This is a genomic window from Arthrobacter sp. PAMC25284 (assembly GCF_019443425.1).
In the GTDB taxonomy this organism is placed as follows: domain Bacteria; phylum Actinomycetota; class Actinomycetes; order Actinomycetales; family Micrococcaceae; genus Arthrobacter; species Arthrobacter oryzae_A.
Window position 1 is genome coordinate 1,027,542 of record NZ_CP080382.1, and the last position, 15,679, is coordinate 1,043,220.

The 15,679-nt window shown below is 64.6% G+C and carries 13 protein-coding genes and 2 pseudogenes; 3 read left to right on the top strand and 12 right to left on the bottom strand.

Annotated elements, in window-relative coordinates; genetic code table 11:
• Positions 1-80 precede the first annotated feature (80 nt).
• A complete protein-coding gene (map, locus tag KY499_RS04860; RefSeq protein ID WP_123256345.1) occupies positions 81-959 on the top strand; it encodes a type I methionyl aminopeptidase in 879 nt (292 codons plus the stop codon).
• Between the two features lie 79 nt (positions 960-1,038).
• Complete coding sequence (gene ppgK, locus KY499_RS04865) at positions 1,039-1,842, top strand: polyphosphate--glucose phosphotransferase (protein WP_123256344.1); 804 nt, start codon at positions 1,039-1,041, stop codon at positions 1,840-1,842.
• A 118-nt stretch (positions 1,843-1,960) separates the two neighbouring features.
• Here the strand turns inward: ppgK and nrdR are convergent, their stop codons facing one another.
• The 3 genes from nrdR to KY499_RS04880 form a co-directional block, all read right to left on the bottom strand.
• Complete coding sequence (nrdR, locus tag KY499_RS04870; protein WP_123256343.1) at positions 1,961-2,452, bottom strand: transcriptional regulator NrdR; 492 nt, start codon at positions 2,450-2,452, stop codon at positions 1,961-1,963.
• Between the two features lie 194 nt (positions 2,453-2,646).
• Positions 2,647-4,035: a histidinol dehydrogenase gene (hisD, locus tag KY499_RS04875; protein WP_123256342.1), complete on the bottom strand. Its 1,389-nt coding sequence runs from the start codon at positions 4,033-4,035 to the stop codon at positions 2,647-2,649.
• On the bottom strand, positions 4,032-4,601 hold the full coding sequence (locus KY499_RS04880) for a hypothetical protein (protein WP_219886353.1): 570 nt from the start codon (positions 4,599-4,601) through the stop codon (positions 4,032-4,034). Before KY499_RS04880 ends, hisD begins: the two co-directional genes overlap by 4 nt.
• Positions 4,602-4,795: 194 nt before the next feature.
• On the opposite strand from KY499_RS04880, the gene KY499_RS04885 reads away from it, so the two are divergent.
• Positions 4,796-5,254 (top strand): flavin reductase family protein, encoded by a 459-nt coding sequence (locus tag KY499_RS04885; RefSeq protein WP_183164583.1) that lies wholly within the window; start codon positions 4,796-4,798, stop codon positions 5,252-5,254.
• 67 nt (positions 5,255-5,321) lie between these two features.
• Here the strand turns inward: KY499_RS04885 and dnaE are convergent.
• The 9 genes and pseudogenes from dnaE to ftsZ all read right to left on the bottom strand — a co-directional run bounded on the left by dnaE (position 5,322) and on the right by ftsZ (position 15,433).
• Positions 5,322-8,881 (bottom strand): annotated as a pseudogene (gene dnaE / locus KY499_RS04890) (DNA polymerase III subunit alpha).
• 42 nt (positions 8,882-8,923) lie between these two features.
• On the bottom strand, positions 8,924-9,781 hold the full coding sequence (locus KY499_RS04895; protein ID WP_375141134.1) for an RluA family pseudouridine synthase: 858 nt from the start codon (positions 9,779-9,781) through the stop codon (positions 8,924-8,926).
• 154 nt (positions 9,782-9,935) lie between these two features.
• Positions 9,936-10,529 carry a signal peptidase II gene (lspA, locus tag KY499_RS04900; RefSeq protein WP_219886354.1) on the bottom strand — a complete coding sequence of 198 codons (594 nt, stop codon included), beginning with the start codon at positions 10,527-10,529 and terminating at the stop codon, positions 9,936-9,938.
• Positions 10,530-10,684: 155 nt separating this feature from the next.
• Positions 10,685-11,387, bottom strand: a pseudogene (locus tag KY499_RS04905) (DivIVA domain-containing protein).
• Positions 11,388-11,543: 156 nt separating this feature from the next.
• The gene (locus KY499_RS04910; RefSeq protein WP_123256336.1) at positions 11,544-11,831 is read right to left on the bottom strand and encodes a YggT family protein; all 288 of its coding nucleotides are present in this window, start codon (positions 11,829-11,831) and stop codon (positions 11,544-11,546) included.
• Between the two features lie 134 nt (positions 11,832-11,965).
• The gene (locus KY499_RS04915; RefSeq protein WP_123256335.1) at positions 11,966-12,496 is read right to left on the bottom strand and encodes a cell division protein SepF; all 531 of its coding nucleotides are present in this window, start codon (positions 12,494-12,496) and stop codon (positions 11,966-11,968) included.
• 89 nt (positions 12,497-12,585) lie between these two features.
• Positions 12,586-13,326 (bottom strand): YggS family pyridoxal phosphate-dependent enzyme, encoded by a 741-nt coding sequence (locus tag KY499_RS04920; protein WP_219886355.1) that lies wholly within the window; start codon positions 13,324-13,326, stop codon positions 12,586-12,588.
• Positions 13,323-14,132 (bottom strand): polyphenol oxidase family protein, encoded by an 810-nt coding sequence (locus KY499_RS04925; RefSeq protein ID WP_219886921.1) that lies wholly within the window; start codon positions 14,130-14,132, stop codon positions 13,323-13,325. Before KY499_RS04925 ends, KY499_RS04920 begins: the two co-directional genes overlap by 4 nt.
• Positions 14,133-14,221: 89 nt before the next feature.
• Positions 14,222-15,433 carry a cell division protein FtsZ gene (gene ftsZ / locus KY499_RS04930; RefSeq protein ID WP_123256334.1) on the bottom strand — a complete coding sequence of 404 codons (1,212 nt, stop codon included), beginning with the start codon at positions 15,431-15,433 and terminating at the stop codon, positions 14,222-14,224.
• Between the last annotated feature and the right edge of the window lie 246 nt (positions 15,434-15,679).

The following is a 15,679-nucleotide window of genomic DNA, read 5'->3' on the forward strand; positions in this document are numbered from 1 at the left end:
GTGCTCCTTAATCGACATGCGGGCGGGTGTATTGCGGCTCACATTTCCCGGCGTTCGGCCGTGCCTTATATGATCAACATATGCCTTCCCTAGCCTCAACTGCACCCATCGGCACCCTGATCCCGGGAACCGTGAGCCCGCAGCTTTCCGTACCGGCGTCCATCCCGCGTCCTGAATACGTGGGCAGGCCCGCACCGGCCAAGTTCACCGGTTCCGAAGTTAAATCGGCGGAGACGATCGAGAAGATCCGGATTGCGTCCCGGATCGCAGCCCAGGCCATCGTCGAGGTCGGGAAGCACATCGAACCCGGCGTCACCACGGACCAACTGGACCGCGTCGGCCACGACTTCCTCCTGGACCACCAGGCGTACCCTTCCACGCTCGGTTACCGCGGGTTTCCTAAGTCGCTGTGCTCATCGCTCAATGAAGTTATCTGCCACGGCATTCCGGACAGCACTGTGGTTCAGGACGGCGATATCCTCAACATCGACATCACGGCGTTCATCGGCGGTGTCCACGGCGACACGAACTACACCTTCCTGGTCGGCGATGTCGACGAGGAATCCCGGCTGCTGGTCGACCGGACGCGCGAATCGCTGAACCGCGCCATCCGGGCCGTCGCACCGGGCCGCGAGATTAACGTGATCGGCCGGAGCATCGAGTCCTACGCCAAGCGGTTCGGGTATGGCGTGGTCCGTGATTTCACCGGACACGGCGTGGGCGAGGCCTTCCACACGGGGCTGATCATTCCGCACTACGATGCCGCTCCCGCCTACAACACCGTGATCGAAACGGGCATGGTGTTCACCATTGAACCCATGCTGACGCTCGGTACCGTGGACTGGGATATGTGGGCCGACGACTGGACCGTGGTGACCCGGGACCACAAACGCACCGCACAGTTCGAACACACCTTGCTGGTCACGGACTCCGGCGCCGAAGTCCTGACCCTGCCATAACGCCTGCACTGCCGCGCACAACAGCGCACGCGACACCCCGCATCACAGACCGCCCGCCCCTGCCATGAACGGAAGCACATTGCCCAAGAAGGACGAGAAGTCGAAAAAGAACGCCTACCTGATCGGCATCGATATCGGTGGCACCGGCATTAAGGGCGGCATAGTCGACGTGAAAAAGGGCAAGCTGATTGGTGATCGCTTCCGCGTCCCGACGCCGCAGCCTGCCACCCCGGAGGCCGTCGCCGAGGTCGTCGCCCAGGTCGTGGCAGAGCTCTCGGCCCGCCCCGAGGCCCCGGCCGCTGACTCCCCGGTAGGCGTCACCTTCCCGGGCATCATCCAGCATGGTGTGGTCCATTCGGCCGCGAACGTGGACAAGTCCTGGATCGAGACGGATATTGACAGCCTGTTCTCGGCCCGGCTCGGCCGCCCCATCGAGGTCATTAACGATGCGGACGCCGCCGGCCTGGCGGAAGCACGCTTCGGCGCGGGTGAAGGTGTTGCGGGCACCGTCCTGGTTATCACGCTCGGCACCGGGATCGGATCCGCGTTCATTTTCGATGGCAAGCTAGTCCCCAACGCCGAGCTGGGCCACCTCGAGATTGACGGATTCGACGCCGAGAGCAAGGCCTCGGCTGTCGCCCGGGAACGCGACGGCGTGAGCTGGGAGGACTACAGTGTGCTCCTGCAGCGCTACTTCTCCCATGTCGAGTTCCTGTTCTCCCCCGAGCTCTTCATCGTCGGCGGCGGCATCTCCAAGCGCTCCGATGAATACCTGCCGCACATGAAGCTGCGGACGCCGATCGTCCCGGCGGAACTGAAGAACGACGCCGGCATTGTGGGCGCCGCGGTCGAGGTCGCCTTGAACCACAAACTGCTCAAGTAGCCCCGACGGGGCCCGGTGCTACGGGCACTGCATCTCGCGCCTTGACGTGGAGCCGGTGGCGGCTGCGACTTCCCCTTCGCAGCCGCCACCGGAGTCTATGGTGGTTTCCCGGCGGAGCCTAAAGCGGGCTTTTCTGCGGGTTCGTGCCCTCCCGGCCCTTAGCCACGGATTCGTGACGGAGCAGCGAGATGGCGGACTCGAAGTCTTCGAGTGACTCAAACGCCTGGTACACGCTGGCGAAGCGGAGGTAGGCAACTTCGTCGAGTTTCTGCAGTGGGATCAGGATTGCCAGACCGACGTCGTGGGCTTCAATCTCGGCCGTGCCTGCTGCGCGGATCGATTCCTCGACTTCCTGGGCCAGCAGCGCGAGGTCGTCCTCCGTCACCGGCCGGCCCTGGCAGGCTTTTCGGACACCGTTGATGACTTTGCTGCGGCTGAACGGCTCGCCGACGCCTGAGCGCTTGATCACGGTCAGGCTGGTGGTTTCCACCGTGGTGAAGCGGCGGCCGCATTCGGGGCATTGCCGGCGGCGCCGGATGGCGGAGCCGTCGTCGGCAATGCGGCTGTCAACCACACGCGAGTCAGGGTTGCGGCAAAACGGGCAGTACACGTTGTTTCCTCCCCTGTCGCAACTCCGCGGCCCGGGCGCCGGACGACCTGCCCATCAACCCGTCAAACGACCGGTCAACTGCGAGTCCCGTGCGGCGCGTCGTCTTCCGTGCTCAGTTTACGACTAGATCTAGCTGAATAACAAGACTGTAATTACTACATGTAGTGGTTGCCGGTCCCGCTGGCGCCGTCGTGTCAGGCGCCGGCGGCGAATCGCGCGGTGACCGCGTCGCCGTGGGCCGGCAGGTCCTCAGCACCGGACAGGCTCACGATGTGGCCGCTGACCTGTTCCAGCGCGGACCGGGTGTAGTTGACGACCTGAATGGCCCGCAGGAAGGTTGTCACATTGAGACCCGAGGAAAAGGCGGCCGTGCCACTGGTCGGCAGCACATGGTTTGACCCGGCGCAGTAGTCCCCCAGGCTGACGGGGCTGTAGTCCCCCACGAAAATCGCTCCGGCGTTTCGGATCCGGGCCGCCACCCGGGGTGCGTCAGCCGTCATGATTTCCAGGTGCTCTGCCGCGTACGCATCGCAGGCGGCAATGCCCTGGTCAATGTCGTTGACGAGGACAACACCGGACTGCGGGCCGGACAAAGCCTCGCGGACCCGCGCGCTGTGCTTTGTGGCGGCGGCCTGGCGGTCGAGTTCGATCCGGACAGCAGCGGCGAGGGTTTCGGAATCCGTAATCAGCACGGACGCCGCCTTGGGGTCGTGTTCGGCCTGGCTGATCAGATCCGCGGCGACGAACGCCGGTTGCGCAGTAGCGTCGGCCAGGATGGCAATTTCCGTTGTTCCGGCTTCGGAATCAATTCCCACCACGCCCTTCACGAGGCGTTTGGCGGTCGCGACAAAAATATTGCCCGGACCTGTGACGACGTCCACCGGATCGATCCCCGCGGCGTCACCGAGGTCCGCTCCGCGTGCCGGGATGCCGTAGGCGAAGGCAGCAATGGCCTGGGCCCCTCCGATTGCGTACACCTCATCGATACCGAGCAGGCAGGCGGCGGCGAGGATGGTCGGGTGCGGAAGGCCGTCGAAGTCCTTTTGCGGCGGCGACGCCAGTGCGATGGATTCGACGCCGGCCGCGAGGGCCGGGACGACGTTCATAACCACCGACGACGGATAAACGGCCAGGCCTCCCGGCACATAAAGTCCCACCCTGGCCACCGGCACCCAGTTCTGGCTGACGACGGCACCGTCCCCCATCTCGACGTCGACGTTTGCCGGCCGATGGCCGTCGGCGAACCGGCGTGCCCGGCGGATCGACTCTTCCAGGGCTGCACGCACGGCAGGGTCCAGATCCGCCAGTGCGGCATGCAGCGCTTCCGCCGGAACCCGGGGGTTCGTCTGCTCCACCCCGTCGAACGCCAGCGCCAGCTCGCTGAGGGCGGCGAACCCCCTCGACCTGACGGCCGAGATAATGTCCTGGACCTTGCCCTCGGCGTCTGCCATCGTGCCTGCCTGGGCCCGCGGAACGGCAGCCCTCAGTTCGGCGAGGGACAGATGCCGGCCGCGCACGTCCACCGTGCGGAAGTTGAGGGCGGCAGGAACCGGGGGCACTGTGCTGTCAGGTGTTAAGGTCACGCATTCATTTTACGTGCCCGGGCGGGGGTCCTGAAAATCGTTTCAAGGAAGATGGAGAGGGCAATCGCCGCCGGCCAGATTGCGATGATGGCATAGGACCGCAGGGAGAAGGCAACGCTGGCGTTGGTCTCGGCGTCGACGGACTCGCCCCACCGCTGCCCTGCAAGTACACCGGTGCCCCAGGCCAGCACAGCGCCCAGAGTTCCGGCAAGCACTACGAACACGATGGCCCAGGGTCCCGGCAGTTCATCTTTGGAACCGGATACCAACGCCCCGGAAATGGACCCCGCGAGCAGGAACAGCCCGGCCAGGACCAGGTCACGCGGCAGCCAGCCGGAAATGTTCGTCCCCGACGCCAGTTCCGGGTCGCCGGTCAGCAGGTTGAATCCGGAAGGCGCCAGCAGCCACCAGATCAGCCCGACGGGGACCCCTGCCGCCGCTATCACCGTTGCCCGCCGCCAGGGCGTGACAGCACGATGTGCGGCCTGGTGGGGTTCGCTCAGGTTCCCGGCGTACTCCCCGGCGTCGGACTGGTCGACCAGGATGGGAACTTCGGGCTGTTTCATGGAACAAACGGTAACAAGGATTCGGCCGGCCGGAGTCACCACGCGTCAAGTCCAGATGACAACCAGGGTTATGGATTGTGGTCCGGGCCCGCGGGCGCAATACGCTGGCAGGTGAACAATGACACGTATGTGCAGCAGGGAGCCGAATCGCAGTGACTACAAATCATGGGACCTTTGAAGGAACGTTCAAGGAAATGTTCCGCCGGCATGCCGCGGGGGTAGCGATCATCACTGCCAATCTCGATGGTGTTCCCTTCGGTTTCACCGCGACCTCGGTGGCCTCACTCTCCGCCAAGCCGCCCCGATTCACGTTCAACATGGCCCGGACGTCCAGCTCCTGGCCCGCGATCGCGAACACCAGCTATATCGGTGTGCACATGCTCGGCATGGACAACCACGAACTGGCGGACCGGTTCGCCCGGGCCGGAAACCGCTTCGACGGGGACCACTGGGAGCTCGGTCCGCACGAGGTACCCGTACTCAAGGGCACCTCCGGCTGGCTGATCGGCAAGATCCAGATGCGGCTTTCCTTTGAAAACAACGCGGTCGTCGTCGTGGAGGTCGTTGAGGGGCAGGTCGGCGAGGACGGCACCCCGCTGCTGTACCACGCAGGCGCCTACGGCCAGCCGGTGCCGCTCGACTACGAAATCTAGCCGGCCCGTTGCCGGGTCCGGGCGGGGCAGGTCAGCCGCCGGGTCCCGGCAACGTTCTGTCCTGGAATCAGGCGTCCAGGCAGGTCGGGCCGAGCAGCACCTTGAGGTCACCGAAAAGGGACGGGCTCGGGTTGACGCGCAAGTGCACGGGAAGTCCCATGACTTCCACCCGGGTGTCGCCCTGCAGGTGCAACCGGACCTCCGAATTGCCGCGGTGGGTACGCAACACGTCGCCCAGCTCGGTCACGACGGCCTCGGTGGCCTTGTGCGTTGCCATGGTGATCACGACGGGCCCGTTCTGGCTGTCGCTGAGGTCCGGCACGGAGAGTTCCATGCAGTTCAGCGTGACGGCTCCGTCGTCGCGGCGCTGCAGACGGCCCTTGACCACCACGATCAGGTCCTCGGCGAGGACCGAGGCGATGGGACCGTAAACCTGCCCGAAGAACATCACCTCCATGGAACCGGCGAGGTCCTCGATTTCGGCCCGGGCGTAGGCGTTGCCGCTGGCCTTGGCGATGCGTCGGCTCAGCGAGGTGATCATCCCGGCGATCGTCACGATCGCACCGTCCTGCGGCCCGTCCTCGGCGATGATCGAGGTGATCGTCCGGTCGGCGTGCTGGCTCAGCAGGCCCTCCAGCCCCTGCAGCGGGTGGTCCGAGACGTAGAGGCCGAGCATGTCCCGCTCGAACGAGAGCTTGTCCTTCTTCTCCCATTCGGGAAGATCCGGGATCTCGATGCTCAGGGAGGCTTCGGATTCTGACTCCTCGAAGCCGGCGAAGAGGTCAAACTGGCCGATGGCTTCGTTGCGCTTGAGGGTGATGACGGAATCGATCGCCTCCTCATGGATCATGGCCAGGGCACGGCGCTGGTGACCCAGCGAGTCAAAAGCACCGGCCTTGATGAGGGACTCGATGGTGCGCTTGTTGCACACGACAGCCGGGACCTTCATCAGGTAGTCCTTGAAGCTCGTGTAGGCACCCTCGCTTTCGCGGGCCGCGACCATTGCCTCGACGGCATTGACGCCGACGTTGCGGATGGCCCCCATGCCGAAGCGGATGTCGTTGCCCACCGGGGTGAAATTGAGCGCCGACTCGTTGACGTCCGGGGGCAGCACGGTGATGCCCATGCGCCGGCATTCGTTCAGGTAGATGGCTGATTTGTCCTTGTCGTCACCGACCGATGTGAGCAGCGCGGCCATGTACTCGGGCGCGTAGTGCGCCTTCAGGTACGCCGTCCAGTAGGAGATGACGCCGTAGGCGGCCGAGTGCGCCTTGTTAAAGGCGTAGTCCGAGAACGGCAGCAGGATGTCCCAGAGGGTCTTGACCGCTGCCATCGAGTAGCCGTTGTCCTGCATGCCCTGGGAGAAGCCGGCGAACTGTTTGTCCAGTTCGGACTTCTTCTTCTTGCCCATGGCCCGGCGCAGAATGTCTGCCTGGCCGAGCGAGTATCCGGCCAGCTTCTGGGCGACGGCCATCACCTGCTCCTGGTACACGATCAGGCCGAACGTTCCGCCAAGGATCTCCTTGAGCGGCTCTTCCAGTTCGGGGTGGATCGGGATGACGTCCTGGATCTTGTTCTTGCGCAGGGCGTAGTCGTTGTGGGCATTGGCGCCCATGGGGCCCCGGCCGGTACAGCGCCAGGACAGCCGATATGTCTTCGAAGTTGTCAGGCTTCATCAGCTTCAGGAGCGCACGCATCGGTCCGCCGTCGAGCTGGAACACGCCGAGGGTATCGCCCCGGGCAAGCAGCTCGTAGGAGGGGGCGTCGTCCAGGGCAAGGGATTCGAGATCGAGGTCGGTGCCGCGGTTCATCTTGATGTTTTCCAGGGCGTCGGAAATGATCGTGAGGTTCCGCAGCCCCAGGAAGTCCATCTTGATCAGGCCAAGGCCCTCACACGTCGGGTAGTCGAACTGGGTGATGACCTGGCCGTCCTGGAAACGGCGCATGATCGGAATGACGTCGATGATCGGGTCCGAGGACATGATGACGCCGGCCGCGTGAACGCCCCACTGGCGCTTGAGCCCTTCGATACCGAGGGCGGTTTCGAAAACCTTGGCGGCTTCGGGGTCCGTGCTGATGAGTTGACGGAAGTCCCCCGCCTCGCCGTAGCGCTTGGACTCGGGGTTCTGGATATCAGCGAGCGGAATGTCCTTCGCCATAACGGCCGGCGGCAGGGCCTTGGTCAGCTGCTCGCCCATACTGAACGGGTAGCCCAGTACCCGGGAGGAGTCCTTGAGCGCCTGCTTGGTCTTGATGGTGCCGTAGGTGACGATCATGGCCACGCGCTCGTCGCCGTACTTGCGGGTCACGTAGTCGATCACCTCCGAGCGGCGGCGGTCATCGAAGTCGACGTCAAAGTCGGGCATGGAGACGCGGTCCGGGTTGAGGAAGCGTTCGAAGATGAGGCCGTGCAAGAGCGGGTCAAGGTCGGTGATGCGCATGGCGTAGGCCACCATGGACCCGGCGCCTGAGCCGCGGCCGGGACCCACCCGGATGCCGTTGTTCTTGGCCCAGTTGATGAAGTCGGCCACGACCAGGAAGTAGCCGGGGAACCCCATCGAGGTGATGACGCCGAGCTCGTAGTCGGCCTGGGTGCGCACCTTGTCCGGTACGCCTCCCGGGTAGCGGTAGGCAAGGCCGGTGGCCACCTCTTTGACCAGCCAGGACGTTTCATCCTCACCGGGCGGGCAAGGGAACCGGGGCATGAAGTTGGCGCCGGTGTTGAACGAGACCTCGCAGCGCTCGGCGATCAGCAGCGTGTTGTCGCACGCCTCCGGGTGGTCGCGGAACAGTTCGCGCATTTCCTGCGGGGATTTAAGGTAATAGCCGCTGCCGGAGAAGGCGAAGCGGGAGCCGCCGTTGTCGTAGCTGGGCTCCAGGAGCGTGGACCCGGACTGAATGGCGAGCAGGGCTTCGTGGGCCTTGGCGTCGTGCTCGTGTGTGTAGTGGAGGTCGTTGGTGGCGACGAGCGGGAGGTTCAGGTCTTTGGCCAGGCGCAGGAGATCGCCCGTCACCCGCCGTTCAATGTCGAGCCCGTGGTCCATGAGTTCGCAGAAGTAGTTTTCGGCGCCGAAGATGTCGCGGAACTCGGCTGCGGCCCTCGAGGGCTTCGCGGTACTGTCCCAGCCGAAGTCTCGTCTGGACTTCACCGGACGGGCAGCCGGTGGTGGCGATCAAGCCTTCCGAGTAGGTGTTCAGCAACTGCCGGTCCAGCCGGGGCCATTTGCCGAAGACCGCATCCAGGGATGCGATGGACGAGGCCCGGAACAGGTTGCGCATCCCCACGTTGTTGTAGCTGAGCAGCGTCATGTGGGTGTACGAACCGCCGCCGGAGATGTCGTCCTTGCGCTGGCTTTCCTCACCCCACCGCACGCGCGTCTTGTCACCGCGCGCGGTCCCGGGAGTGACATAGGCTTCGACGCCGATGATCGGTTTGATGCCCTGGTCCGTGGCGCGTTTCCAGAAGTCGAAGGCACCGAACAGGTAGCCGTGGTCCGTTGTGGCGAGCGCGGGCATGCCGAGCCGCTCGGTTTCGTCGAACAACTCGCCGAGGCGGGCGGCGCCGTCCAGCATGGAGTATTCGGTGTGGTTGTGGAGATGCACGAACGAGTTGTTGCTGGAAGTCACCGAATCATTCTAGTGCCGGGCGGCGCCCGCCGGGCGCCGCCCTCAGGCGTTTCCGGATTCCAGCACGTCCAGCGCGTACTGAAGATCCTGCGGGTAGCCACTGGAGACGGTGACCCGCTCCCCCGTCCGGGGATGGTCAAAGGACAGTTCCCGGGCGTGCAGCCACTGCCGGGTCAGCCCCAGGTTGGCGGCAAGCCGGGGGTCCGCGCCGTACGTGAGGTCACCGGCGCAGGGATGGCGCAGGGCTGAGAAGTGCACCCGGATCTGGTGGGTGCGCCCCGTCTCAAGGTGGACCTCGACCAGCGAGGCCTTGCCAAAAGCTTCCAGGACTTCGTAGTGCGTGATGGAATCGCGGCCGTCCTCGATCACGGCGAAGCGCCAGTCGTGTCCGGGGTGGCGCCCGATCGGAGCATCGATGGTGCCGGCCAGCGGGTCCGGCAGGCCCTGGACTACGGCGTGGTAGACCTTGTCCACGGTCCGCTCCTTGAACGCCCGCTTGAGCGCGGTGTACGCCCTTTCGGTTTTGGCGACCACCATCACGCCCGACGTTCCGACGTCGAGCCGGTGCACGATCCCGGCCCGTTCGGGAGCTCCGGACGTGGAGATCCGGTAGCCGAGCCCTGCGAGGCCGCCCACGACGGTGGGACCCACCCAGCCCGGGGACGGGTGCGCTGCGACGCCGACCGGTTTGTCAATAACCACGAACTCGTCATCGTCCAGCAGAATCAACAGATCGTCCACGATTTCCTCCACGATTTCCAGGGGGTCCCGGCGTTCCGGGACGACGACGTCGAGGACGGCACCGGCAGGCAGCTTGAGGGATTTGCTGACAGGCCGGCCGTTACAGCTGACGTTGCCTTCGGCTATCAGCACCGCGACCTGGGCCCGGGAGCTCTCCATCAGTGTCGCCAGGCCGGCGTCCACCCGGCTGCCGGCGAGGTCTTCGGGCACAACGAACCTCAACGGCACGGGGGGTTCATCGATCAGGTCATCGGACAGGCCTGCTGCCGGATTCTGTTCCATCGGCTCGTCAGGCCGGCTACCGGACAGCTTGTCACGCATCGGGGAGCTCCTCGTCCTTCGTGTGGCGCGAACCGTCCAGGCCGATGCCTCGCAGGGTCAGCACAAAAATGACCGCCACCGAAGACACAACAGCGGAATCGGCGATATTAAAGATGGCGAAATTGGGCAGTTGGATGAAGTCGACCACGTGCCCCATGGCGAATGAGGGCGCGCGGAACAACCGGTCCGTAAGGTTTCCAAGGGCTCCGCCCAGCAGCAACCCGAGCGCCAGGGCCCACCAGAGGGAACCCAGCCGGCGCAGCTGCAGCAGGATCGCGACGGCTACGGCAGCCATGATGATCGTGAAGACCCAGGTGATGTTCTCGCCAATCGAAAACGCGGCCCCCGAATTACGGATGTAATACCAGTGCAGCAGCGGCGGCAGCACTGGAATCTGCTCTCCCTCCGTCATGTTGCTGGTAACCCACAGTTTGGTCAGCTGGTCAAACACGTAAGCGAACACAGCGAGACCGGCGAACACGGAGAGCAGCACGGCCCTGCGCGGCCGCGGCGGCTGGAGAGCCGGGGGCCCCTTCAGCGGAGCTGCCCGGGGCAGGCGGGGTGGCGCCGGCAGGCTGCGGGGCATCTGGTGATGGTGCGTCTGTCATAGTGCTTTCGATCGAATAAGTGCGGGACCGGGCAGGGGCGCGGGGCATGCCGGTCAGGAAACGGCGGTTAACGCCAAAAACCGGCGGCGGAGGAATCCTCAGCCACCGGCTTTCAGAATACTTGCTTAATGCCCTAGCTGGCTTCGCCGACTTCGGGAGCGGCAACAGAGCCGCGGGCATCGAGATCGCGCAACTGGCCTTCGATGTAGGCCTTCAGGCGTGAACGGTAGTCGCGTTCGAACCCGCGAAGCTGCTCGACCTTGCGCTCCAGGACCGAGCGCTGCTGCTCGAGGGCACCCAGGATCTTGCGGGACTTTTCCTGCGCATCGTTGACGAGGCTGCTGGCTTCGATCTGCGCTTCGGCGATGATTTTGTCACGCTGCTGCTCGCCGTCGGCGACGTGCTTGTCGTGCATCTGCTGCGCCATGGCCAGCAGGCCGGCGGCGGACTCCGAAGCGGGGGTGGCAGCAGCCTGAGCCGGCTTGGCAGCCGCGGCAGGGGCGGGGGGCCGGGGCGGCAGCGGCCGCCTTTTTCTTGGCAGCCTCAGCAGCCTCAGCGGCCTTTGCGTCGGCTTCGGCCTTGGCGATCTTTTCCTTCTCGGCCTTGGTGACCTCCGGAACCTTCTCCACGACGGGAGCAGGCGCAGCGGAGCTGGCAGGCGTGCCGGCGCCGGACTCGGCGAGCTTCTTGCGGAGCTCGTCGTTTTCCTGGTTCAGGCGCCGCAGTTCGACGACGATTTCGTCCAGGAAGTCATCAACTTCATCCTGGTCGTAGCCTTCGCGAAACTTGGTCGGCTGAAAGCGCTTGTTGACAACGTCTTCTGGCGTCAAAGCCATCTGGTCACCTCGTTGGTCTAGTTAGTCAGGAGGCCTTCCGGCCGTCAGAACTACGGTACCTAAATATGGTCTGGTTCCTCTAATTCAACACCGCAGTGTCGAACCGGAGTTGTATCGCTTCGCAGTGGGCGAACCCACTGTCTGTGAATTATCTGCCTACACAAGGCTCCTGGCGATTGCCATCGCAAAGCTCACTGCCACGAAAAGCAGGAGGAAGCCCACATCCAGTGAGATCCCGCCCAGCCGCAGCGGCGGGATCAGCCTCCGGAGCACCTTGAGCGGCGGATCCGTTACTGAATAGACGGTGTGCGCGGCAACGAGGGCAACACCGCTCGGCCGCCAGCTCCGCGCGAACATCTGGACCCACTCGAATACCAGACGAACGATCAATGCAATAAAAAAAAGCAGGAGTGCGATATAGACAAGTCCGAAAATAATTCCCATGAGTTAACTCATATCTCCATGTTCATTCCGGATACCCCAGTGTCCTGACAATGTATTGCTTCCATTTCAGCACGAATATCTCAGCATTGATGCCAGGCAGATGTCCCCGCCTGGCATCAAACCCAGAATCCGGACTAACTCTGGTTGAAGAAACTCGCTTGAGTTTCGCTGACTTTTTTGTCATCGCCAATGACCTCAATATACGACGGCGAGAGCAGGAAGACCTTGTTTGTCACCCGTTCGATGCTGCCGCGCAGACCGAAGACCAGTCCCGCGGAGAAGTCAACCAGACGTTTGGCATCGGCCTCGCCCATGTCGGTGACATTCATAATCACGGGAATGCCGTCCCGGAAGCTCTCACCGATGAGCTTGGCATCGTTGTACGAGCGTGGGTGGATCGTGGTGATCTGCCGCAGCCCGGTGGTCTCTTCGCGGCTCGAGGCCGCTCGCTTGATGGGTGTCACAGGGGCACGATATTCCTCTTCAGCGGCGTAGGGCTCTTCCCTGGGAACCTCACGGACCGGCGCCGGCGAACGGCGCTCCTCGCGGTCCTGCTCCATGGAATCGTCCTCGTCTTTGTGCGATGTCTGGTGTTCGGACTCGTACTGTTCGTCGCCATCGGCGAGCCCAAGATAGATCATTGTCTTGCGCAGACCGCCACTCATGGTCGACTCCTCATCGTCTCCGGAAGCGGGCCGATCGAATGGCTGAACAGCCTTTGGAATCCCCGCCGATATGTTCCAATACGTCGAACCTACCGCAACCCCGGACGCGGACCGAGAATATCCGAGCCAATCCGCAGGTGTGTCGCCCCGAAACGAATGGCGGATTCGAGGTCCTGGCTCATGCCTGCGGATATCCCCCCGGCACCCGGATGGACTGCGGTCAGGGCCGCGGAAATGCCGGCCAGTTTTTCAAAAGCGGCTTCCGGATCTGCCCCCCGCGGGGCGACGGCCATAACACCTGAGAGGCTGAGCCCCTCCGCACCGGCAAGCTGTTCGGCCAGGGCCGGGACGTCTGCCGCATGGATACCGCCGCGGTGCTCCCCGGCGTCGTCGTCAAGGCTGACCTGGATGAAGCAGGCCAGCGGTCCGCGGCCGGTCCGTTCGTGCTCCGCGGTGGCTGCTTTCGCCAGCGCGGCGGCGAGCTGCGGGCGGTCCACCGAGTGCAGGGCGTGGGCGTACCGCACCACGGATTTGGCCTTGTTGCCCTGCAGTTGGCCGACGAAGTGCCAGCGGAGGTTCAGGCCATCGAGTTCAGCGGCCTTGCCTGCCGCCTCCTGGTCCCGGTTTTCACCGACGTCGGTCACCCCGAGCGACGCCAGCCACCGGATATCCTGCACCGGGTGGAATTTGGTCACGACGATCAGCTCCGGCGGGCTGGCCTGCCGGCCTGCGGCCTCTGTGGCCGCCTCGATCCTTCGTCGGACCGCGGCAAGGTTATCGCGAAGCCGGGCCCCAACGGTCAGCCTCCGCGGCGTCCATTTTCTGCTCAATCATGGGTGAGCCCACGGCCGGCGTCGCCTGCGCCGGAACCGGCGGCATCTGTCCACACCAGTCCGGCGAAGCGTCCCGTGCGGTGATTTCGGCGGTAAGAGAACAGTGTTTCGTCTTCAAGAGTGCATCCGCCGGTGTATTCAACGGCGACGCCCTCGGCCTCCAACTGACTGCGGACTCCGGCCGGCAGGTCAAGCCCGGGGGTGCCGTGCGAAGTGGTGCACCAGGTGGCGGGTACGCTCGCGGAAACGTCGGCACGCAGCTCTTCGGGGACCTCGTAGCAGTTGCCGCAGACCGACGGGCCAATCCAGGCACTGACTTGCACCGCGCCAAGTGTCCGCAGACGCTCCACGGCAGCCCGCACAACGCCGTTCGCCACGCCTGGCCGCCCGGCATGCACAACGCCCAGGACATGGTCCCCGGCGCCGGGCTCCCCTGCTGCGCGTTGACCGACCAGCACGACCGGGACACAGTCGGCCACGAGGACGGCCAGCGGTTCACCCGCGGACACCAGGGCGTCTGCCACCGGAGCTAGAGGATCCGGGGTTCCCGAATCCTCGCCCGCGGGCTCGACGGCGGTGGTAGGCGCGCCGGCCTCGCGCGCCACGACCGCCACCAAATTTCCGTGGACTTGGTTCATGAACCGGAAGTGCCGGCTGCCGGTTCCGCACGCCTGTTCAACACTCCGGCGGCGCTGGCGGACCGCGGCGGGATCATCACCGACGTGGAGCGCGAGGTTTCCGGCGGCGGCGTCGGTGAAAGCCACCCAGACGCCGGGCCGCACTTGAGCACGCCATGAGAACACTGAGAACACCGCCGTCTTGCTAGCCATCCGCTAAGCCGCGGAAATGGCCATGGCACTGCCTCGCGGCAGTGCCATGGTTGTGATCGGATTTATTTGAGGAAGTCAGGAACGTCCAGGTCGTCCGAGTGGCGGCCGGAGAGGTCCGGCTCCACAACGGCGGGCAGGTCGACGTCAAATCCGGCGTCGGCGGGAACGGCGGACGGGCGCTGCTGGCCCCAGCCGCCGTAGCTCGACGCACCTACCGTGGCGTGGACCGGCTGTACCTGCGCCGACGCCGGAGCCTGGGCGGGCGCCGCCGTGGCCGGCCGCTGGGGCGCGGCGGGCAGGGACTGGTCCATGGAGGGCGAGGTGGCTTTGACATCGTCGAAGCCCGCGGCGATGACCGTGACGCGTGCTTCGTCGCCGAGGGCGTCGTCGATCACTGCACCGAAGATGATGTTGGCTTCGGGGTGGGCAACTTCCTGGACGAGCCGGGCCGCTTCGTTGATCTCGAAGAGGCCGAGGTCCGAGCCGCCCTGGATCGACAGCAGGACGCCGTGGGCGCCGTCAATGGATGCTTCCAGGAGCGGGGAAGCGATGGCGAGTTCGGCGGCCTTGACGGCGCGGTCTTCACCGCGGGCCGATCCGATGCCCATCAGCGCGGATCCTGCGCCCTGCATGACGGACTTGACGTCAGCGAAGTCAAGGTTGATCAGGCCCGGGGTGGTGATCAGATCGGTGATGCCCTGGACACCGGACAACAGGACCTGGTCAGCCGACCGGAACGCGTCAAGCACCGAGACGTTGCGGTCACTGATGGACAGCAGCCGGTCGTTGGGGATGACAATGAGGGTATCGACCTCGTCGCGCAGGGCATCGATGCCGGCTTCGGCGGAACCGGCGCGCCGGCGGCCTTCGAAGGTGAAGGGACGGGTGACAACGCCGATGGTCAGCGCACCGAGTGAACGGGCGATCCGGGCCACGACGGGCGCTCCGCCGGTTCCGGTGCCGCCGCCTTCTCCGGCGGTGACGAAGACCATGTCTGCGCCGCGGATGACCTCTTCGATTTCATCAGCGTGGTCCTCTGCAGCCTGGCGGCCGACATCAGGATTCGCACCGGCTCCCAGACCGCGCGTCAGTTCCCGTCCGACGTCGAGTTTGACGTCGGCGTCGCTCATCAGCAACGCCTGGGCATCGGTGTTGATGGCGATGAACTCGACGCCACGGAGCCCGACCTCGATCATTCGGTTGACTGCGTTCACGCCGCCGCCGCCGATGCCGACGACCTTGATGACGGCCAAGTAGTTCTGCGGAGCTGCCACGTTACGTGTCCCTTGTTCGTGTCCTATTGCGAAAAACTGATGGAGTCGGGCTTGAAACCCAAACTCTAACCTTCGACTTGAAGGTTAGAGTTATGTCAAGTAACTCATGTGCTTGACGGTATTTCGTCTGGCGGGGACATTCAATAACCGGAGCCGCGTGTCGCGGTAATACCGGAGAAATCCCCGCTTTCCCCGCCGAATCCTGCCCGGCCGGCGGCAGACGCTCGTTCCGCGGTGTCCGCCGGG